Genomic DNA, 21,426 nt, shown 5'->3' with positions numbered 1-21,426 from the left:
GTAAGCTTGGATTGTTCCCATAAACTGAGGAGCGCTGCAACGGCTATCAATCCGTCAGGCTCAGTTTATAAGGATAGCGAAAAAACGGCGCTCGTTCATTTTAGGAGAATTTAACTATGAACGGTCAATTCATTGATTACAGCGTTGCTGATATTTCCCTAGCAGAGTGGGGAAGAAAAGAAATTGCTATTGCTGAAACAGAAATGCCAGGCTTGATGGCATTGCGCCAGGAATATGCAGAACGAAAACCGCTGACAGGTGCACGAATAGCGGGATCATTGCATATGACAATTCAGACAGCAGTATTGATCGAAACACTTATTACTTTGGGCGCAGAGGTTCGCTGGGCCTCCTGCAATATCTTTTCAACACAAGATCATGCAGCAGCAGCCATTGCTGCAAAAAATATTCCGGTATTTGCCTATAAAGGTGAATCACTGGAAGATTACTGGGAATATGCTCACCGTATTTTTGAGTGGTCGAAAAGTGAAAAAACCAGCAACGCAAATATGATTCTGGATGATGGTGGCGATGCGACCTTACTACTAACACTTGGAAGTAAGGCCGAGAAAGACCCTTCAGCTATTGCAAATCCTACCAATGAAGAAGAACGCGTACTTTTTGCAGCGATCAAATCACGAATTAACAGTCAACCCAACTGGTATTCTGAAAAGCTTGCCAGCATCAGAGGCGTCACTGAGGAAACGACCACAGGTGTTCATCGTTTATATGAAATGCAAAAAAAGGGAGCTTTGCCATTCCCCGCATTTAATGTTAACGATTCAGTGACCAAATCAAAATTTGATAACCTTTATGGTTGCCGAGAATCGCTGGTGGATGGTATCAAGCGTGCTACCGATGTCATGATTGCCGGTAAAATTGCAGTGGTATGTGGCTATGGTGATGTGGGCAAAGGCTGCGCACAATCACTGCGGGGTTTGGGGGCGACAGTCTGGATTACTGAAATCGACCCAATTTGTGCACTACAAGCCGCTATGGAAGGTTATCGCGTAGTAACCATGGATGATGCATGCGATAAAGCGGATATTTTTGTGACTGCAACAGGTAATATCCGCGTGATTCATCATGATCACATGCTGAAAATGAAAAATCAGGCGATTATTTGTAATATTGGACATTTTGACTCTGAAATAGATATCGCCTCAATTCAGCAATATCAATGGGAAAATATCAAGCCACAGGTTGATCATGTCATTTTCCCGACAGGCCGTCGGATTATCGTATTAGCTCAAGGTAGATTGGTAAACCTGGGCTGTGCGACGGGTCATCCTTCGTTTGTCATGTCCAGCTCCTTTACCAATCAGGTATTGGCACAAATTGAGCTCTGGCAAAATGGAGAAAACTATCAGAAAAAAGTTTATGTATTGCCTAAGCACCTGGATGAAAAAGTAGCACGCTTACACCTTGGAAAGTTGGGTGCGAAACTGACCGAATTAACCGACGAACAAGCGCAATACCTTAATCTGGATAAGAATGGTCCTTACAAACCAGAAGCATATCGATATTAATCATGTATTAAAAGCAGGAACAATTTGAATATAATAAGATTCTTGCTTAAATAATACTTTTTGATAGAGGGGGTAGGTAATCATTTTTACTATCTTAGTAAGATTACCCCCTTAACTTTGTAATGATCATAGACACTATAAGTTGAAATCACAGAAAGCTTTTTCGCCTACTTTTAGCTTTGAACTTTTTCCCCCACAAACTCCAGAAGGGGTGGAGAAATTACGAGCTGCGCGCCGCCAGCTTGCCCAGTTCAAGCCAAAGTTTTTCTCGGTCACCTTCGGTGCAGGGGGCTCCACTCGTGATCGGACATTTGAGACAGTATTAGAAATCCTGGCAGAAGGTCATCCTGCTGCGCCACATCTTTCCTGTATTGGTTCTACTCGAGAAAATATTTATTCAATCTTGAGAAAGTACCAAGAAAATGGGATTCACCACATCATTGCACTGCGTGGAGATTTACCTTCCGGAATGGCTCAACCGGGTGAATTTCGTTATGCAAACGAATTGGTTACATTCATTCGCAATGAGTTTGGCAATACCTTCAAGATGGATGTCGCAGCTTATCCAGAATATCATCCACAGGCTCGATCTGTTCAAGAAGATTTCAGAAATTTTAGAAATAAAATAGAAGCGGGTGCAGACTCAGCTATTACGCAGTTTTTTTATAATGCAGATGCTTATTTTCATTTTGTTGATATGTGCGAGGCTGCCAATCTGAATGTACCGATTGTCCCTGGTATTATGCCAATCAACAAATTTTCTCAACTAGTTAGATTTGCGGATAATTGCGGTGCTGAAATTCCTCGCTGGATCAGAAAAAAACTTGAAGGATATGGAGATGACATTGCTTCTATCCATGCTTTTGGACTAGACGTGGTAACCGATTTATGTGAACGGTTGCTCAAAGCAGGTGCGCCCGGACTTCATTTTTATACACTTAACTCAGCTGTCCTGACTACAAAGATTTGGCAACGCCTTGGTTTATAAATCTATTACCGCTCTTCTGCAGAATTTTTCTGATTTAACTGCCTCTATAAGCTTTGGGTATTATTGGAGAAAAATATAGATGCAGCCATAACGGTTGAATAAAAAGATCACTCAGATACACGCAATGACAACATTGTATTGGCATGATTATGAAACTTTCGGCTCTGATCCCAGATGCGACCGACCAGCTCAGTTTGCCGGTTTGAGAACTGATGAAGCACTTAATGAAATCGGTGATCCTCTAGTCATTTATTGCAAACCATCAAAAGATATTTTGCCACAACCCGATGCCTGTTTACTGACCGGAATTACGCCTCAAATAGCCGATCAACAAGGTCTCCCTGAGCCAGAATTCATTGCAAAAATTCACAAAGAACTGGCACAGCCCAGGACTTGTGGTGTTGGCTACAATACATTGCGCTTTGATGATGAAGTTACGCGCTTCACCCTATATAGAAATTTTTACGATCCTTATGGGCGTGAATGGCAACAAGGGAATTCGCGCTGGGATCTCATCGATTTGGTGCGCATGACTTATGCTCTCAGACCTGAGGGAATTATATGGCCTAGGCATGATGATGGTAAGCCCAGCTTCCGTCTCGAGGATCTAACAGCAGCCAATAATATTCATCATGATTCTGCCCATGATGCGCTATCAGATGTCAAAGCAACTATCAAGCTGGCGCGTTTGTTATGTGATAAACAACCACGTCTATATAACTGGTTTTTTCAGCTTCGCAACAAGCATAAAGCAGCTTTATTATTGGATCTAATCAATCACACCCCTGTTATCCATACTTCTCGTATGTATCCCTCAGAAACTGGCTGCACTACAATAGTAATGCCAATGATTCAAGAGCAGGGAAACGGTAACAGTATTTTGGTTTATGATCTGCGCCACAATCCAGCACCTTTTATAGAATTGAGTGTAGAGGAACTGGCAATACGCTTGTTCACACCCCAATCAGCATTACCTGAGGAAGTGTCACGCTTGCCTGTGAAATCAATAAAGATTAACAAATGTCCTGCACTTGCTCCTCAGAATGTTCTCGATAAATCTACTGCATCACGAATTAATCTTAATGTAGAGGTTTGCAATCAACATTGGCAAATATTGCATAAAAATACGGCATTTATGCAGCGAGTAGCGCAAGCCTATTCTGGTATGGAATTTGAGACAGCTAGAGATGTAGATCTGGCACTTTATGATAATTTTTTCAGTGAGAGCGATCGCATTCTCATGACTGCAGTACGCGATGCATCACCCTGGCAGCTTACACATAATCATTTTAATTTCCAGGATAAGCGACTCCATGAACTATTATTTCGATATCGTGCACGTAATTGGCCAGATACCTTGTCGGCAAAAGAATTACAGCGATGGGGAGCAATATGCCATCAACATCTTACAGAGAAAAATTGTGGTAATAGTATCACTTTAATCGAATTTGCCGAAAAAATAAGGGATTTGTGTGAAACGTATGCAGAAAATGCTCATATTTTGCAAATATTGAACGCCATTGAGACATGGGGTAAAGAATTAGCTACAGCCAATAACATACCTTGGGATTTATTCAATATGAAAGAATAACTCCCATAGTAAATTCACATTCCTTAGAATTAACCCATGCCCTCTAATTACTCTCCATCGGAATCACATATGGGCTCAAACCAGGCTAATTTTTGATGTAATTTGACCACTTCTCCAACAATAATGAGCGTTGGGGGAACCAAGTTAGCAGCCGAAGCAAGGGCAGGTAATGTTTCTAGCGAGCCAATTACGACGCGCTGTTTGTGAGTGGTTCCCTGCTGTATAATGGCTGCTGGTGTCGATGCTGGAAGACCATGCGCGATAAGCTGCTCGCACAGTACGGGTAATCCAAGCAATCCCATATAAATCACGATAGTCTGTTGCGGTCTGGCTAACGCCTGCCAATCTAAATTGATAGTGTTGTTTTTGAGATGCCCCGTAACGAAAATGCAGGATTGGGCATAATCACGATGGGTAAGCGGAATACCTGCATAGGAAGCAACGCCTGATGCTGCTGTGATTCCTGGCACTACCTGAAAAGGAATGTGATGCTGAGATAATGTTTCAATTTCTTCGCCGCCTCGGCCAAAAATAAAAGGATCACCTCCTTTCAGTCGAAGTACTCGCTTTCCTTCTCTTGCTAATCTTACCAATAAATGATTGATTGATTCTTGTGGTAAAACATGCTTATCGCGCTCCTTCCCTGCATAGATACGCGTTGCGTCGCGTCTTACCATATCGAGTATGGCTGGAGATACTAAACGATCGTATACGACAACATCAGCTTGCTGCATTAAACGCATCGCACAAAAGGTAAGTAAATCGGGATTACCTGGTCCGGCACCTACCAAATATACTTCTCCGCAAGGTAGTTCGCTTGTTTCGTGCTCAAGCGAGCTAAGCAAATATGCTTGCGCCTCCTGATCTTTTCCCGAGAAAATCATTTCAGCAAATGGGCCTTGTAAAATTTTTTCCCAGAATAAACGTCGCTTCTTGGGAGAGCTGAAACGGCGCTTGACATGCTCACGGAACTTAGCAGCATAATGGGCCAAACGGCCATAAGCTTCTGGTATCAAAGCCTCCAGTCGTGCGCGTAATAACCTTGCTAATACAGGTGATGTTCCCCCACTAGAAATGGCCACTAGAATAGGGGAACGATCCAATATCGACGGCATGATAAATGAGCACAATGCGGGATCATCAGCGATATTAACCGGTATACCAAGTCGATTAGCGGTTTCAGAAACATATTGATTGACTGAGCGTTCATTCGTTGCAGCAAACACCAATACCACATCTCTCAGATGCATGGAGTTAAAAGTATCTGCATGATAAGCAATGCTGCCTCGCTGGAGAAGATTACTTAGCTCATCATTAAGATTTGGAGATACGACGCTGACTTGCGCTCCTGCTTTCAATAATAATACGGTCTTTCTGGCAGCAACCTCTCCTCCACCGACGACGAGACAGTTACGTTCTTTAATATTAAGAAAAATTGGCAGAAAGTCCATAGAACCGATAAATCTCTTATTTTGTTTATTGCTCGTTATAACATTCTCGTATATTGAAAAATTCTTGAGCTTCAATTTTTCCCGATAAGTAGATTTAACAGCGATAGATTGATTAGCAATATACTAAATAAGTTATGTCGTTAAATCATAATCTCCTTTTTAGTTTTAGTACTTCATCAATTCTGAGATCCAATTTGCCTCGTTACCCAACAACTTGATCTTTTCATTAAGCCATGCTGGATTAATTTGATTCTACTTGGTTATTTATCCCTGGACCGATGGCTCTCATATTTTTTTCGGCTCGACATCAGCAAGTCCTTCATACTAATTATTTACAAATTCTTTATAGGATATCAAGCGTTATTGAGCATGAGTACTGAGGTACAATCCCCCATCATTTATATCTTCTATCTATTGTAAATTAGCAGCAAGCTGAACCGCATTAGCAATCTGTTCTGCCCAATGATCAACTTTTTGCTTCATCCTGCCTTCTACCATTACCCTGATGAGTGGTTCAGTCCCAGACGCACGAAGTAATATTCGTCCATCGCTTCCAAGATCACTTTCTGCCTGCTGTGTAGACAAAGTAATCGTTACATCATTACGAAAATCAAAGCCTTTAGGAACATTCACATTAATTAACCGTTGCGGATATAGTACTACATCCTGCGTAAACTTCGCCAAAGTCAAGGCTGTATCACGTAATGCATACAAAATTTGCAGCGCTGTAATGATTCCATCACCTGTTGTATGCTTATCGAGACATACAATGTGCCCAGAACCTTCTCCACCTAATTGCCAATTATTCTTTATCAGTAATTCAAGCACATGACGATCACCAACGCGCGCTCTCATAAAAGGAATACCAAGCTCCCCAAAAGCTTTCTCAATAGCTAGGTTTGTCATAAGCGTGCCAACCACACCACCTTTCAGAATATTCTTTTGCTGACGATGTTTAGCAATAATATAAAGCAAAACATCCCCATCATAGATAGTTCCATCTTTATCAACCATCAATACACGATCACCATCACCATCGAGCGCGATACCAAGATCAGCTCCATGTTGCTTAACTGAATTCTGTAACGTGGTGATATGGGTTGCTCCACATTCGTGATTGATATTAAAACCATCTGGTTCTGCACAGATAGTGATGACATCTGCTCCCAGCTCAAGCATTACATGTCCAGCAATATGATAAGCCGCCCCATGAGCACAATCTACTACAATACGTAAACCACGAAGATCAAGATCATAAGGAAAGGTACTTTTGCAAAACTCGATATAACGCCCTGTTGCATCATTAAGACGTTGTACTTTCCCCAGTTTTGCTGAAGGCATTGTTTGAATTGGATTGTTTAATCCTGCCTCTATTTTAATTTCTATGTCATCAGGTAATTTGGTCCCTCCTGACGAAAAGAATTTCACGCCATTATCTTCGAACAGATTATGCGAAGCAGAAATGACAATTCCAGCTTGAAGGCGAAGAGCCCGGGTTAAATAAGCAATTGCAGAGGTAGGTAATGGTCCGGATAATAAGACATCGACACCTGCGGCAGAAAACCCTGCTTCCAGAGCAGACTCAAACATATAACCTGATACCCGCGTGTCTTTTCCTATCAGAACTGTTGGTCGTTCTCCTTTTGCAAGATGCCAATCAGAGGCGGCTAGTATTTTCCCAGCCGAATAACCAAGATGCATGATAAATTCAGGTATGATGGGGAATTCCCCTACTCGTCCACGAATACCATCAGTTCCAAAGTATTTTTTATTCATTTTGCGAATTGAATCCTTAAAACCAGAAGTTAATTGCCCTCATTATTCCTTGTAATTAATGCATTATGAACCATGATAGTGTCCTTTGTTGCCTTAACATCATGGACACGTAGAATTTTGGCACCTTTAGTGACAGCAAATAAGGCTGCCGCTACACTCGCATGAACTCGGTTATCCACATCATTCCCAGTAATTGCTCCCAGCATGGATTTTCGCGATAACCCTGCCAGGATGGGCACGTTCATTTGCACAAACTGATCGAGATTTCGGAGTAACTCAAGATTATGTTTGAGTGTTTTACCAAAACCAAAGCCGGGATCTATGATGAGACGATGGTATGGAATACCACCTGAGACTGCAATATCAATGCGATGCTGGAGAAAGCTTTTAACTTCAGAAACCACATCAACATAATAAGGGCTTTCTTGCATGCTTCTTGGTTTTCCCTGCATATGCATTAAGCAGATTATTGCCCTGCTTTTTGCGACAATTTCGATAGCACCCGGCGCCTGCAACGCATTCACATCATTTATTATGGACGCACCAGCGCTTATCGCAGCTTGCATGACTTCTGGTTTAGAGGTATCTACAGAAATTGGAATATTTTTTTGAGACAAAATCTCTACCACAGGTATTACACGGCGTAGCTCTTCTTCAAGACTAACACCTAAACTTCCAGGTCGCGTTGATTCACCTCCAATATCTAATATATCTGCGCCTTCTTGAATCAAACGTTCAGCAAGCTCAAGAGCCTTATCTGTTGTTGCGTAGAGGCCGTGATCGGAAAATGAATCAGGTGTTACATTAATGATCCCCATTACATAAGGACCATCATTCAGTTTTAATTGTTGCAATTGGTTCACTGTAAGACTAAGAAAATCAGGTACCTAGCAAAATACCAAAAGATATACTATCTGGATAAAAAATATGGTCTGCGTACTAATTGATACGCAGACCATTTGATCTAGGAAAGCCTTTATTGATTATACTTCAGCTTCTTGTGCCGGTGTTTCAGTTGCAATAGCTCCTGCAGATTGCTTACCTTCTTTCTCCTTAACTGAAGCTGGAGATTGTGGCGATTGTGGGGGACGGGGTGGTCGTCCTTCCATAATGTCTTTGATTTGCTCGCTATCGATAGTTTCCCACTCAAGCAGTGCTTTAGTCATGGCTTCTATTTTATCACTGTTTTCCTCTATAAGTTTACGAGCAAGCGCATATTGATCATCAATAATACGGCGAATTTCCATATCAACTTTTTGCATAGTCGCTTCACTTACATTCTTATGAGTAGTTACTGATCGCCCCAGGAACACTTCACTTTCATTTTCGCCGTAAACCATTGGTCCAAGTGTATCAGACATGCCCCATTGGGTAACCATTCTTCTGGCAGTTTCAGTAGCACGTTCAAAGTCGTTGGAAGCACCTGTAGTCATTTGATTCATAAATATCTCTTCTGCGATACGCCCCCCAAACATTACTGCGATAGTTTGCAGAATCTGGTCACGATCCATACTATATCTATCCTCAGCTGGCAGCTGCATCGTCACACCCAGTGCTCGTCCACGAGGGATGATTGAAACTTTGTGCACAGGATCAGTTTTTGGTAAAAGATAAGCTACCACAGCATGCCCCGATTCATGATAAGCAGTATTACGCCGTTCATTTTCAGGCATAACCACCGAGCGTCGCTCAGTACCCATCAGGATCTTATCTTTTGCGCGCTCAAAATCCTCCATATCAACTAAACGTTTGTTAGCACGTGCTGCAAACAACGCTGCTTCATTAACTAGATTTGCAAGATCTGCACCTGACATCCCAGGTGTTCCCCTTGCAATAATATCTGCATGGACATCTGGAGAAATAGGCACCTTCCGCATATGAACCTGAAGTATTTGCTCACGACCACGAATATCAGGAAGTGGAACTGTAACTTGCCTATCAAAACGACCTGGACGTAACAAAGCGGGATCAAGTACATCAGGACGATTGGTTGCCGCAATCACGATTACACCCATATTGCCTTCAAAACCATCCATCTCTACCAGTAATTGGTTCAGTGTTTGCTCACGTTCATCATTTCCACCACCTAAACCAGCACCGCGTTGACGACCAACTGCATCAATCTCATCAATAAAAATAATGCAAGGCGCATGTTTCTTGGCTTGTTCAAACATGTCTCTTACCCTGGATGCACCAACACCCACGAACATCTCGACAAAATCCGAACCCGAAATACTGAAAAAGGGAACTTTCGCTTCTCCTGCTATAGCCCGGGCTAATAATGTTTTTCCAGTTCCTGGATTACCCACCATTAACACACCTCGGGGGATACGTCCACCTAATTTCTGGAATTTTGTAGGATCTCTCAGAAACTCAACTAACTCTGCTACTTCTTCTTTTGCTTCTTCGCAACCCGCAACATCTGCAAATGTCACGTGATTACTATTTTTATCCAACATCCTGGCTTTACTCTTACCAAAAGAAAATGCTCCGCCACTTCGTCCACCACCTTGCATTTGACGCATGAAGAAAATCCATACTCCAATCAGCAATAGCATAGGGAACCATGAAACGAATATGCTCATTAGCATAGAAGGCTCTTCTTCTGGTTTAGCTTCGACGATCACCCCTGCTCTGAGCAGATCACTGACTAGCCACGGATCTGACGGTGCATAAGTTATAAATTGCCGACCATCTGATTTGGTTCCTTTAAGCGTGCGCCCATCAATAATCACTTTCGCAATCCTGCCTTGATTCATTTCATTGATGAACTGAGAGTACTCCAGCGGCGCCTGTAATGATTGACGTACAGTGAATTGATTGAATACTGTCATTAGCACCAACGCAATCACCAGCCAAATAGCCATATTTTTAATTAGATTATTCATGATAGCCCCTTGGTTTGCACCTTAATGATGTGCCAGAATGTTAAATTTCTCATTCTAATCCTATTTTGTAATATTTGTGACAAAACTGGTTATTTGAAAGTATCTGGTTAAAACAAAACTTAATATCCGCCATTCAATTGACAAAACGGATATTCAGTCTAACAGATTTTCCCTAACCCCAATAAATATAGTTCGCTACTCCGATCTCGTGATGCCTTAGGTTTACGAATAACTACTTTTTTAAAGCTTGCTCGCATATCCTTCAGATATTGATCGAAATTACTTCCTTGAAAAAATTTGACAAGGAAATTCCCACCCGGGTTCAATTGCTCCCTGGAGAACATCAATGCCAATTCAGCAAGATAAGTACTGCGTGCATGGTCACTGACTCCTATACCAGCTATATTTGGTGACATATCTGAAATTACAAGATCTATGGGATAATTTCCAAGACAAATTTTAAATTTTTTCAGAATTGCTTCTTCGCTGAAATCACCCTGGATAAAAGTAACACCTGATAAGGAGGGCATCTCGAGTATGTCTAATGCAAAAACTCTCCCACTTTTTCCTATTTTTTCAATTGCTACTTGTGACCAACCGCCAGGTGCTGCGCCCAAATCTATAACTGTCATTCCTGGTTTAAAAAGTTGATCGCGCTCAGCAATTTCTTTTAATTTATATGCTGCTCGCGAGCGATAACCTTCTTTTTTTGCTTGTTTGACAAAAAAATCATTAACATGTTCTGTCATCCATGCTTTACTAGTTTTAGCAGACTTCATCACGTAGTAAAATAGAATTTTATAAAGAATTTATCTATGTTGAAACTTAATACTTCCCAACGCCGATCGCTTGCTGCGCAAGCTCATCACATTAATCCAGTCGTGATTATAGGTAAAGAGGGTCTATCAACAGGCGTAATAAACGAACTCGATAGAGGTCTCTCAAGCCACGAGCTTATCAAAATTAAAATATTGAATGGAGATAGAAAAGAGAGAGCCTTATTGCTTGAAGAAATCTGTCAGCGATTGGAAGCCTTTCCTATAAATCATATTGGTAAAATTCTAGTCATTTATCGTCCAGAACCCGAAGAAAGAGAGTCACCTGCTAAGATTTCTCAAGAAACCACCTTAATCACAAGAAACTAATCATTATCCTTCTAGAAGGTTCTAGAAGGAATTAATCAATACACTAAATGTATTTTACATCCAGAATTTCATATTCCCTGATACCTCCTGGCGCTTCTACTACTGCTATATCACCCGCATACTTACCGATCAATGCACGGGAAATTGGAGAGCTGATAGAAATCTTTCCTTCTTTAATATCAGCCTCGTCATCCCCTACAATTTGGTAGGTTACTATCACTTCACTGTTCATATCCTTAAGATCGATCGTAGCACCAAAAACACAGGCGCCATCCGCATTTAGCAGCTCAGGGTTGATGATCTGAGCGTTTGAAAGCTTGGCCTCCAGTTCAGCAATGCGTCCTTCAATAAACCCTTGCTTTTCCTTTGCCGCGTCATATTCAGCATTCTCAGAAAGATCACCATGAGCACGCGCTTCTGCAATAGCGGCAATGACAGCAGGGCGCTGTACAGTTTTCATTTCATGTAATTCTGCACGCAGTTTTTCTGCACCTCTCACGGTTAATGGAACTGGACTCATAACACTTTTCCACCTTTTATTATCGATTTTATATTATTTATTTGGAATTCAATCTTTTTCATTATGCATGTAGTTTTTGTAAGTTATAGGCTTGCAACTCACGCATTTCAGCGATACCCATACATGCTGCACGAGCTCCAGCCATAGTCGTGTAATATGTAACTCTCGCTTGTAACGCAGCATGCCGGATCGAATATGAATCCTGAACTGCGCTTCGCTTATCGGAAACTGTATTAATAATCAGACAAATTTCTCCATTTTTGATCATATCAACGATATGTGGCCGGCCCTCTGCAACCTTATTTATTTTATTGACCACCAAACCAGCCTCAGCCATCGCTTCCGCAGTACCATGAGTGGCATAAATAGTGAATCCTAGCTTTGCAAATTTTTGAGCAATACTAACAGCCTCTGGTTTGTCACTGCCACGCACGCTGATAAAAATTTTACCAGTCATGGGTAACCGAACACCAGTAGCAAGCTGCGATTTAACGAATGCCTCTGCAAAAGTAGAACCCACTCCCATGACTTCCCCTGTAGATTTCATCTCAGGTCCCAATATAGTATCTACGCCGGAGAGTTTAGCAAAAGGGAAAACCGCTTCTTTCACTGAAAAAAAGGACAATTCAACTTCTTTTAAAATACCTTGATCGGCTATTTTCTTACCAACCATGCAGCGTGCAGCAATCTTTGCTAGCTGAAGGCCAGTTGCCTTAGAGACAAAAGGAACCGTACGAGATGCCCTGGGATTGACTTCCAGTACAAACACAGTCTCATTCTGAATAGCAAACTGTACGTTCATTAATCCTTTTACATTGAGAGCACGAGCCATCATTCCGGTTTGCCGACGCAATTCATCTTGCATGGCTGAGGAGAGATTAAAGGGAGGAAGAGAACAAGCAGAATCCCCTGAATGGACACCTGCCTGCTCAATATGCTCCATTATTCCACCAACTAAAACGGTTTCTCCATCAAATATTGCATCGACATCTACTTCAGTCGCATTGGTAAGAAAATGATCTAGCAGAACGGGTGAATCATTGGATACTTTGACGGCTTCACGCATGTAGCGCTCGAGATCACGTTGCTCATGAACAATTTCCATAGCACGACCACCAAGCACATAACTGGGACGAACGACTAAAGGATAACCAATGTCACTTGCTGCTGACAAGGCAGCCTCAGCGCTGCGCACTGTACGATTAGGCGGCTGTTTTAACCCTAACTTGTGAAGCATCTCCTGAAAACGCTCACGATCTTCGGCACAATCTATCATATCTGGACTGGTACCAATAATGGGGACACCATTAGCTTCAAGTTCCCGTGCAAGCTTAAGAGGCGTTTGACCACCATATTGCACAATAACACCCGCCGGTTTCTCTATTGCTACAATTTCAAGCACATCTTCCAGCGTAAGCGATTCAAAATACAATCGATCAGAAATATCATAATCTGTGGATACCGTTTCTGGATTACAATTGATCATGATGGTTTCATATCCATCTTCACGTAAAGCAAGGGATGCATGAACACAGCAATAGTCAAATTCAATCCCTTGACCAATTCGATTAGGCCCGCCACCCAGCACAACAATTTTCTTTCTGTCACTGGGATTTGCTTCGCATTCCTCTTCGTAAGTGGAATATAAATAACTCGTATAGGTAGCAAATTCTGCTGCACAGGTATCAACATGCTTGTAAACAGGGCGTAAATTTTCTTGATGCCTACGTGCTCGCACAGCCGTCTCACTTGTATTAAGCAATTTGGCCAACCGCCGATCGGAAAAACCACATCGCTTCAATTTACGCAATGCCTGTAAATCGAGCGAGTCTAGCTTTTTGTCTCTAAGCGCTTGCTCTTGTCTCACTAAATCCTCAATTTGTGAGAGAAACCAAGGATCAATATGTGTGAGATGATGAATTTCATTAAATGAAATATTGCAACGGAATGCATCAGCAATATACCAGATGCGTTCAGAACCAGGATGACCTAACTCAGTTTCAATGGTTTCGATATCAGTGGTTTTTTCATCCAAACCATCTACGCCAGTTTCCAATCCGCGCAATGCCTTTTGTAGCGATTCCTGAAAAGTACGGCCAATAGCCATCACCTCTCCTACAGATTTCATCTGGGTGGTTAGTCGATCATTAGCTTGAGGAAATTTTTCAAAAGCAAAGCGTGGAACCTTAGTTACCACATAATCAATTGTTGGTTCAAAAGAAGCAGGCGTCATCCCTCCGGTAATATCGTTACCAAGCTCATTAAGCGTATATCCGACTGCCAGCTTGGCAGCAATTTTAGCGATGGGAAATCCTGTTGCTTTGGACGCCAATGCTGAAGAGCGTGATACACGTGGATTCATTTCAATAACCAACATACGACCATCTTGCGGATTGATGGCAAATTGCACGTTGGAGCCACCCGTCTCTACACCAATTTCACGTAACACTGCAATAGATGCATTACGCATGAGCTGATACTCTTTGTCAGTGAGAGTTTGTGCTGGCGCAACTGTAATCGAGTCACCGGTATGGATACCCATTGGATCAAAATTTTCAATAGAGCATACAATGATGCAGTTGTCATGTTTATCACGCACCACCTCCATTTCAAATTCTTTCCAGCCAATGACTGATTCTTCGATAAGGAGCTCCTTAGTTGGGGAAATATCCAATCCACGCTCGCAAATTTCAACGAATTCTTCACGATTATATGCAATACCTCCCCCGCTGCCACCCAAAGTGAATGATGGCCTAATAATAGCAGGATAACCAATCATGGCCTGGACTTGCAATGCTTCTTCCAGGCTATGCGCGACTGCAGAACGTGCTGAATTTAACCCAATTCGCGACATCGCCTCTTTAAATTTTTCCCGATCTTCAGCTTTATCAATGGCCTCACGGGACGCGCCAATGAGCTCCACACCATATTTTTCGAGAACACCATGTTTAACTAAATCAAGCGCGCAATTCAGGGCTGTTTGCCCCCCCATTGTTGGCAATAGGGCATCAGGACGCTCAATCTCAATAATCTTCTCAATCATCGTCCAAGTGATGGGTTCGATATACGTTGCATCGGCTATTCCTGGATCAGTCATAATTGTCGCAGGATTGGAGTTAATCAGAACAATACGATAACCTTCTTCACGCAAGGCTTTGCATGCCTGTACACCGGAGTAGTCGAATTCGCAGGCCTGACCAATGACAATTGGCCCAGCTCCGATGATGAGAATGGATTTTAAGTCAGTACGTTTAGGCATATTCCTCTAACCAGGCAATCTGTAAAACTGAGTATGTATACAAGCTACTATGATTCAAATTGGCTTTTTTTACGCTGATTCATCTGACCGATAAAACGATCGAATAAATAATCCACATCGTGTGGACCAGGGCTCGCTTCCGGATGCCCTTGAAAAGTAAAAGCCGGATTTTCAGTAAGTTCAAAGCCTTGCAAACTATTATCAAATAGCGAAAGATGGGTAATACGTGCATGGGATGGAAGCGTATTTATATCTACAGCGAATCCATGGTTCTGACTTGTGATGATCACTCGACCATTGTCCAGATCTTGGACAGGGTGATTTCCACCATGGTGACCAAATTTCATTTTGATTGTTTTAGCGCCAATTGCAAGTGCAAGTATCTGATGGCCCAGGCAAATACCAAAAAGCGGGATTTTTTCTTCCAGCAACCTTTGGGTAGTATTAATCGCATAATTACAGGGTTCTGGGTCACCAGGTCCATTTGATAAGAATATACCATCAGGCTGCAAGGCTAGAATTTCATTTACCGGTGTTTGTGCTGGAAATACTGTTACTTTGCAATGACGTTGCACCAGCTTTCGCAATATGGTGCGTTTAATTCCATAGTCAAGAGCAGCAACATGGAAGTGTGTTGTTTGCTGGATATGATACCCACCCCCCAACTTCCATTCACCCTCCTTCCATTCGTATGCTTGATTGCAGCTAACGACCTTCGCAAGATCCATACCGGCTAATCCTGGAAATGCTCTAGCTTCCTGCAATGCTTTGGATTCATCGATCTTACCAGCCATAATACAGCCTGCTTGAGCCCCTTTTTCTCTTAAAATACGTGTAAGCTTACGGGTATCAATCTCAGCAATGGCAACAACTTTCTGATTTTTGAGAAAGGTAGGGAGTGATTCAGTTTTTCGCCAATTACTAGAAACGGCAGGTAAATCACGCACCACTAAACCGGCAGCATAGACTTTGTCTATATTTGATGATTCTATATCTTCTGAATTAGTCCCAGTGTTACCAATATGGGGATAAGTAAGCGTGATGATTTGACGACAATAGGAAGGATCAGTAAGAATTTCTTGATAACCTGTCATAGCTGTATTAAAAGCAACCTCGCCAGTAGTTACCCCTTCAACACCGACAGAAATTCCATGAAAAACAGTGCCATCTTCCAAAACGAGGATAGCACGTGGATGTTGTGACACAAAAGGCTCCTTGTGGATCTGACCAGACATAAAGACGTAGACTTGCAATGCCCACGTTCAAAATCTCTATTGATTATACGTGAGATAAAGTGAGTTTTCTATGAACAGTAAGCACACTGTCAAGTAAACAAAATTATAGCATTATCAACAAAACACTTTTTAGTTATTATCAGCCCTCTAAATTAGGTGTGATCAGATCAATTTTTTGCTGACAGAAAGAAAATAATATCCTTAAAGGAGATTGAGTGATAAATAATATTGGCTTTATTGGTTTAGGTATCATGGGGACGCCCATGGCAGGACATCTTATTCGTGGTGGGCACAAATTATTTCTGCATTCTCGTAGCGGCGTACCTGAGGAACTTATCAAACAAGGCGGCAAGAATTGCGCTTCACCCAAAGAAGTCGCTCAAAATGCAGAAATTATTTTTCTGATGCTACCTGATACACCTGATGTTGAAAAAGTTTTATTTGGTCATAATGGAATCGCTGATGCTTTGAATGAAAATCCTGCTAAAAGAATAATTGTGGATATGAGTTCTATCTCTCCTCTCGAAACCATAAAATTCGCGAACAGAATCAATCAACTAGGTTGTGATTATGTGGACGCTCCTGTTTCGGGAGGTGATGTGGGCGCGAAGAATGCTACACTAACCATCATGGTCGGAGCCGACGAAAGTGTATTTGAAAAAATAAAGCCCATACTTGGTTTGATGGGACAAACAATCACGTTGATAGGTGCTAATGGTACGGGTCAAATTTGCAAAATTGCAAACCAGATTATAGTTGCGCTTACAATAGAAGCGGTAGGCGAGGCACTCCTGTTTGCATCCAAGGCGGGTGCTGATCCGGCAAGAGTGCGACAAGCTTTGCTGGGAGGTTTCGCCTCCTCACGTGTTCTTGAGGTTCATGGAAATCGCATGATCAAACGTTTATTTGATCCAGGATTCCGGATCGAATTGCAACAGAAAGATCTCGCTATCGCCCTTTCATGTGCATCTGACTTAGGCGTAAGTTTACCCAATACAGCTACAACCGAATCGCTTTATAATGCATGCATTGCTCATGGAGGCGCCAAGTGGGATAACTCCGCCCTTGTTTGTATTCTTGAAAAATTAGCCAATCATCAAATAAAAGAATGATATCGACCTATGTCCCGTTTCGAATTAATCAGTAAACTGTGCTCCTTTCTTCCTCATAATGCTGTTCTATATGAAACGGAGGATTTAAAACCGTACGAATGTGATGGTTTATCTGCATATCGGCAAACCCCGATGATCGTTGCGCTCCCTCAAACAGAAGAAGAAGTGATCAAGATTCTACAGATTTGCCATGCCACCAAAACTCCGGTAGTTGCGCGTGGTGCAGGAACGGGTCTATCTGGTGGCGCGCTGCCTCATAATGAAGGTATTTTGCTATCGCTCGCCAAATTGAAACACATACTTGAAATCGATCCAGTAGCACGCACGGCACGTGTACAACCAGGGGTAAGGAATTTGGCGATTAGTGAGGCAGCTGCACCATACGGTTTGTATTATGCTCCTGATCCTTCATCACAAATAGCGTGCACGATTGGTGGTAACGTAGCTGAAAATTCTGGCGGAGTACATTGTCTGAAATATGGATTGACGGTACACAATATTCTCAAGTTGCGAGTGCTAACCGTGGAAGGCCAAGCAATCGAAATTGGAAGTAGCGCACTCGATAGCCCAGGCTATGATTTGCTGGCTTTAATGACAGGCAGTGAAGGACTGCTAGGTATCATCGCCGAGATCACAGTTAAACTCCTTCCCAAACCTGAAAAAGCACAATTAGTGATGGCAGCATTTAATGATGTCCAAAAAGCTGCAGACGCTGTAGCTAACATCATCAGCGCCGGAATTATTCCGGCTGGTATGGAGATGATGGATAAAATCACTATCCATGCAGTGGAGGATTTTTTGCATGCCGGCTATGATTTAGATGCTGCTGCCATCCTATTGTGCGAAGCCGATGGCATGACAGAAGAGGTCGCAGATGAAATTCAAAAGATAAGTACAATCATGCAGGATAGTGGCGCAATCAAAATCAGCATTTCACGCGATGAATCAGAGCGACTGCGTTTCTGGGCGGGACGCAAAGCTGCTTTTCCCGCTGCCGGTAGAGTATCTCCCGATTACTACTGCATGGATGGCACGATTCCTCGCAAGCGCTTAGCCCAAGTATTACGTGACATTGAAACCCTTTCTGCTGAATATGGATTGCGCTGTTTGAATGTTTTCCATGCGGGTGATGGTAATTTACACCCTCTAATACTTTATGATGCCAATCAACCTGGAGAATTAGAGAAAACCGAAGCTTTCGGAGCTAGAATATTGGAAATATGTATCGAAGCTGGCGGAACGATCACTGGAGAGCATGGCGTTGGAGTAGAAAAGTTGGATCAAATGTGTCTTCAATTCAAATCTGCAGAACGAAACCTATTTCATGCAATCAAACAAGCTTTTGATCCAGATGGCTTACTAAATCCCGGAAAAGCTATTCCATCGCTTCATCGCTGCGCAGAATTAGGAGCTATGCATGTACATCGTGGAGAAGATAAATTTCCAACGATACCTAGATTCTGATTGAGCAATACACTAGAAAAATCCCTCCAAACCACATTATCTTTTCTACCTTATGCCAAAGGCAGTTGAACACTTTATTCATGCTATTAATGCTGCGGTGAAAAACAAAAAACCGCTCTATATACGTGGCGGTAACAGCAAACATTTTTATGGTGGCCAGTTGACTAGTCAAGCGTATGACACACTTGATATAGCAACTTATTCCGGCATCGTAAATTACGAACCAAGTGAACTTGTCGTAACCGCACGAACAGGTACACGCCTGGTTGATCTTGAAACGATATTATCCGAACATCATCAGATGCTGGCTTTTGAGCCGCCTCATTTTAGTGAAAATGCAACATTGGGTGGCTGTATCGCTACTGGGCTATCTGGACCCCGAAGAGCATATACTGGAGCAGTCCGTGATTTTGTGCTCGGGGTACGTATGCTTGATGGCAGAGGGGATGATTTACATTTTGGCGGGCAGGTAATGAAAAATGTTGCTGGTTATGATGTTTCACGTTTTGTAACAGGCGCAATGGGGACCCTAGGAGTTCTGTTGGAAGTTTCACTCAAGGTATTGCCGCTACCATCAATGGAAATAACTCTAGGCATGCAGATGAAAGAATCCGAAGCGATTGACAAGATGCATCAATGGGCAAGTAAACCATTACCTATTTCTGCCACCTGCTTTTATAATGATAATCTTTTTGTGAGACTCTCCGGCGCCGAGTCTGCCGTGCATGCCGCCCGTCTTAAACTTGGTGGAGAAGAAATTAAACAAGGAAAATCGTTCTGGCAATCCATACGTGAGCATACTCACCCCTTCTTTCATTCGGGGGGGAGGCTGTGGCGCTTATCAATCAAATCTTCTACCCCGAAGCTATTATTGCCAGGACAACAATTATTAGAATGGGGTGGTGCATTGCGCTGGCTGGCGAGCGATGAAAATTTAAATGAAAAAGCAATTCGATCGCAAGCAGAAGCTGCAGGCGGACATGCTACCTTGTTTTATGGTGAAAAATCCTCTGCTCAGGTTTTTCATCCCTTAACTACTTATATGATGACACTCCATAAGCGCTTGAAACAAAAATTTGATCCTGCCGGAATATTCAACCCAGGACGAATATATTCGGAGTACTAAACCAATGCAGACTAATCTTGCTGATTTTATTAAACACACCCCGGAAGGCCAGGAAGCTGATGCCATATTGAGATCCTGTGTACATTGCGGCTTTTGCCTGGCCACGTGCCCCACTTATCAATTATTGGGAGATGAACTGGATAGCCCACGAGGTCGCATTTACTTGATGAAACAAGTCCTGGAAGGGCAGCCAGTCACACAGAAAACACAGCGTCATCTTGATAGATGCCTTACTTGCCGCGCTTGTGAAACAACCTGTCCCTCTGGCGTACGATATGGTCGACTACTCGATATTGGGCGAGGTGTTATTCACAAAAATGTAACACGTGGCATGCGTGAGAGAAGCATCCGCTATTTATTGAACAAAACGCTGCCTAACCGATATTTATTTAAATCATTGTTCAAAATAGGCCAATTTTTTCGCCCTTTATTTCCGGGCAAATTAAAAAAATCAATCCCTCCCAAGATTCAAAATAACAAAAAGTGGCCAACAAAAAAACATCAACGAACCATGCTCGTACTCGATGGATGCGTGCAGCCGGAGCTTTCACCTAACATCAATATTGCTACCGCGCGCGTTCTCGATAAGCTTGGAATTTCGCTAATTACGGCAGAAAAAGCAGGCTGTTGTGGCGCGCTCTCTTACCATCTTGATACTCAGCAAGATGGATTGAATCACATGCGCCGCAATATCGATGCCTGGTGGTCACTTATTGATGAAAAAAAGAATACACAGCCGATAGAAGCCATCGTGATTACAGCAAGCGGTTGTGGAGTCACAATCAAGGATTACGGGCATTTATTGCACCACGATCCAGCTTATGAGGAAAAAGCTACACAAATCTCAGCATTAGCCAAAGATATCAGTGAAATCTTAGCAGCAGAAACAGATAACCTGGCCACTCTCCTTGAAAAATCAGAACCATATGACAAAACAAAGCTTGCGTTTCATTCTCCTTGTACGCTCCAGCATGGTATGCAGATTCGCGGTGTTGTCGAGAAAATACTAGGTATTGCTGGTTTTACGCTTTGTTCTGTTAAAAATGCTCACCTTTGTTGTGGTTCTGCTGGCACTTACTCCATCCTTCAGCCAAAATTATCTCAACAATTGCTCAAAGAAAAATTAATTAACCTTACTGCCGAGAAACCAGATCAGCTCGTAACTGCAAATATTGGTTGCTTAATGCATCTACAAAGCGGTACCTCATTATCCGTCAGGCACTGGATAGAAGTTTTGGATGAAATACTAGGGTCTGTTGACATTTCACACAGGTAGCCACAGATACCCGCATGCCATGGCAACCATACTTTCATAATTTCTCTTTAGTTTGTCGTATCGTAT

At 42.4% G+C, this 21,426-nt stretch carries 16 protein-coding genes and 1 riboswitch; of the genes, 8 read left to right on the top strand and 8 right to left on the bottom strand.

The window, feature by feature from the left end:
• Window positions 1–20 precede the first annotated feature (20 nt).
• A riboswitch (S-adenosyl-L-homocysteine riboswitch) is annotated at window positions 21–100 on the top strand.
• A gap of 16 nt (window positions 101–116) precedes the next feature.
• From ahcY to sbcB, 3 genes are all read left to right on the top strand, one after another.
• Window positions 117–1,529, top strand: coding sequence for an adenosylhomocysteinase (gene ahcY / locus BLV54_RS01055; protein ID WP_090566503.1), 1,413 nt, complete (start codon window positions 117–119; stop codon window positions 1,527–1,529).
• Between the two features lie 142 nt (window positions 1,530–1,671).
• On the top strand, window positions 1,672–2,517 hold the full coding sequence (metF, locus tag BLV54_RS01050; RefSeq protein ID WP_090566500.1) for a methylenetetrahydrofolate reductase [NAD(P)H]: 846 nt from the start codon (window positions 1,672–1,674) through the stop codon (window positions 2,515–2,517).
• A gap of 124 nt (window positions 2,518–2,641) precedes the next feature.
• The gene (sbcB, locus tag BLV54_RS01045; protein WP_090566497.1) at window positions 2,642–4,108 is read left to right on the top strand and encodes an exodeoxyribonuclease I; all 1,467 of its coding nucleotides are present in this window, start codon (window positions 2,642–2,644) and stop codon (window positions 4,106–4,108) included.
• Window positions 4,109–4,155: 47 nt separating this feature from the next.
• Here the strand turns inward: sbcB and cysG are convergent, their stop codons facing one another.
• From cysG to BLV54_RS01020, 5 genes are all read right to left on the bottom strand, one after another.
• Complete coding sequence (gene cysG / locus BLV54_RS01040; RefSeq protein ID WP_090566494.1) at window positions 4,156–5,559, bottom strand: siroheme synthase CysG; 1,404 nt, start codon at window positions 5,557–5,559, stop codon at window positions 4,156–4,158.
• 411 nt (window positions 5,560–5,970) lie between these two features.
• The gene (gene glmM, locus BLV54_RS01035; protein WP_090566491.1) at window positions 5,971–7,335 is read right to left on the bottom strand and encodes a phosphoglucosamine mutase; all 1,365 of its coding nucleotides are present in this window, start codon (window positions 7,333–7,335) and stop codon (window positions 5,971–5,973) included.
• Between the two features lie 29 nt (window positions 7,336–7,364).
• Window positions 7,365–8,198, bottom strand: coding sequence for a dihydropteroate synthase (folP, locus tag BLV54_RS01030; protein ID WP_256329013.1), 834 nt, complete (start codon window positions 8,196–8,198; stop codon window positions 7,365–7,367).
• A 120-nt stretch (window positions 8,199–8,318) separates the two neighbouring features.
• Window positions 8,319–10,223, bottom strand: a complete 1,905-nt coding sequence (gene ftsH, locus BLV54_RS01025; RefSeq protein ID WP_090566488.1) for an ATP-dependent zinc metalloprotease FtsH — start codon at window positions 10,221–10,223, stop codon at window positions 8,319–8,321.
• A 158-nt stretch (window positions 10,224–10,381) separates the two neighbouring features.
• Window positions 10,382–11,002, bottom strand: coding sequence for an RlmE family RNA methyltransferase (locus tag BLV54_RS01020; RefSeq protein ID WP_090566486.1), 621 nt, complete (start codon window positions 11,000–11,002; stop codon window positions 10,382–10,384).
• 36 nt (window positions 11,003–11,038) lie between these two features.
• Between BLV54_RS01020 and yhbY the strand changes: the two genes are divergently transcribed.
• Complete coding sequence (gene yhbY, locus BLV54_RS01015; RefSeq protein ID WP_090566483.1) at window positions 11,039–11,368, top strand: ribosome assembly RNA-binding protein YhbY; 330 nt, start codon at window positions 11,039–11,041, stop codon at window positions 11,366–11,368.
• Between the two features lie 43 nt (window positions 11,369–11,411).
• Here yhbY and greA read toward each other — a convergent pair whose 3' ends face one another.
• The 3 genes from greA to carA form a co-directional block, all read right to left on the bottom strand.
• Complete coding sequence (greA, locus tag BLV54_RS01010) at window positions 11,412–11,888, bottom strand: transcription elongation factor GreA (protein ID WP_090566480.1); 477 nt, start codon at window positions 11,886–11,888, stop codon at window positions 11,412–11,414.
• A 61-nt stretch (window positions 11,889–11,949) separates the two neighbouring features.
• Window positions 11,950–15,147 carry a carbamoyl-phosphate synthase large subunit gene (carB, locus tag BLV54_RS01005; protein WP_090566477.1) on the bottom strand — a complete coding sequence of 1,066 codons (3,198 nt, stop codon included), beginning with the start codon at window positions 15,145–15,147 and terminating at the stop codon, window positions 11,950–11,952.
• A 47-nt stretch (window positions 15,148–15,194) separates the two neighbouring features.
• Entirely contained in the window at window positions 15,195–16,352 is a 1,158-nt protein-coding gene (carA, locus tag BLV54_RS01000) for a glutamine-hydrolyzing carbamoyl-phosphate synthase small subunit (RefSeq protein WP_090566669.1), read from the bottom strand.
• A gap of 248 nt (window positions 16,353–16,600) precedes the next feature.
• On the opposite strand from carA, the gene BLV54_RS00995 reads away from it, so the two are divergent.
• The 4 genes from BLV54_RS00995 to glcF are packed head-to-tail and all read left to right on the top strand — an operon-like array spanning window position 16,601 to window position 21,360.
• On the top strand, window positions 16,601–17,494 hold the full coding sequence (locus BLV54_RS00995; protein ID WP_090566666.1) for a 2-hydroxy-3-oxopropionate reductase: 894 nt from the start codon (window positions 16,601–16,603) through the stop codon (window positions 17,492–17,494).
• A gap of 9 nt (window positions 17,495–17,503) precedes the next feature.
• Window positions 17,504–18,958 (top strand): FAD-linked oxidase C-terminal domain-containing protein, encoded by a 1,455-nt coding sequence (locus tag BLV54_RS00990; protein WP_090566474.1) that lies wholly within the window; start codon window positions 17,504–17,506, stop codon window positions 18,956–18,958.
• A gap of 52 nt (window positions 18,959–19,010) precedes the next feature.
• Complete coding sequence (gene glcE / locus BLV54_RS00985; protein ID WP_090566471.1) at window positions 19,011–20,084, top strand: glycolate oxidase subunit GlcE; 1,074 nt, start codon at window positions 19,011–19,013, stop codon at window positions 20,082–20,084.
• A gap of 4 nt (window positions 20,085–20,088) precedes the next feature.
• Entirely contained in the window at window positions 20,089–21,360 is a 1,272-nt protein-coding gene (gene glcF / locus BLV54_RS00980) for a glycolate oxidase subunit GlcF (protein WP_090566469.1), read from the top strand.
• Window positions 21,361–21,426: the final 66 nt, after the last annotated feature.

The organism is Nitrosomonas sp. Nm33 (assembly GCF_900107265.1).
Lineage (GTDB): Bacteria > Pseudomonadota > Gammaproteobacteria > Burkholderiales > Nitrosomonadaceae > Nitrosomonas.
This window is presented reverse-complemented; position numbering and strand designations above follow the sequence as displayed.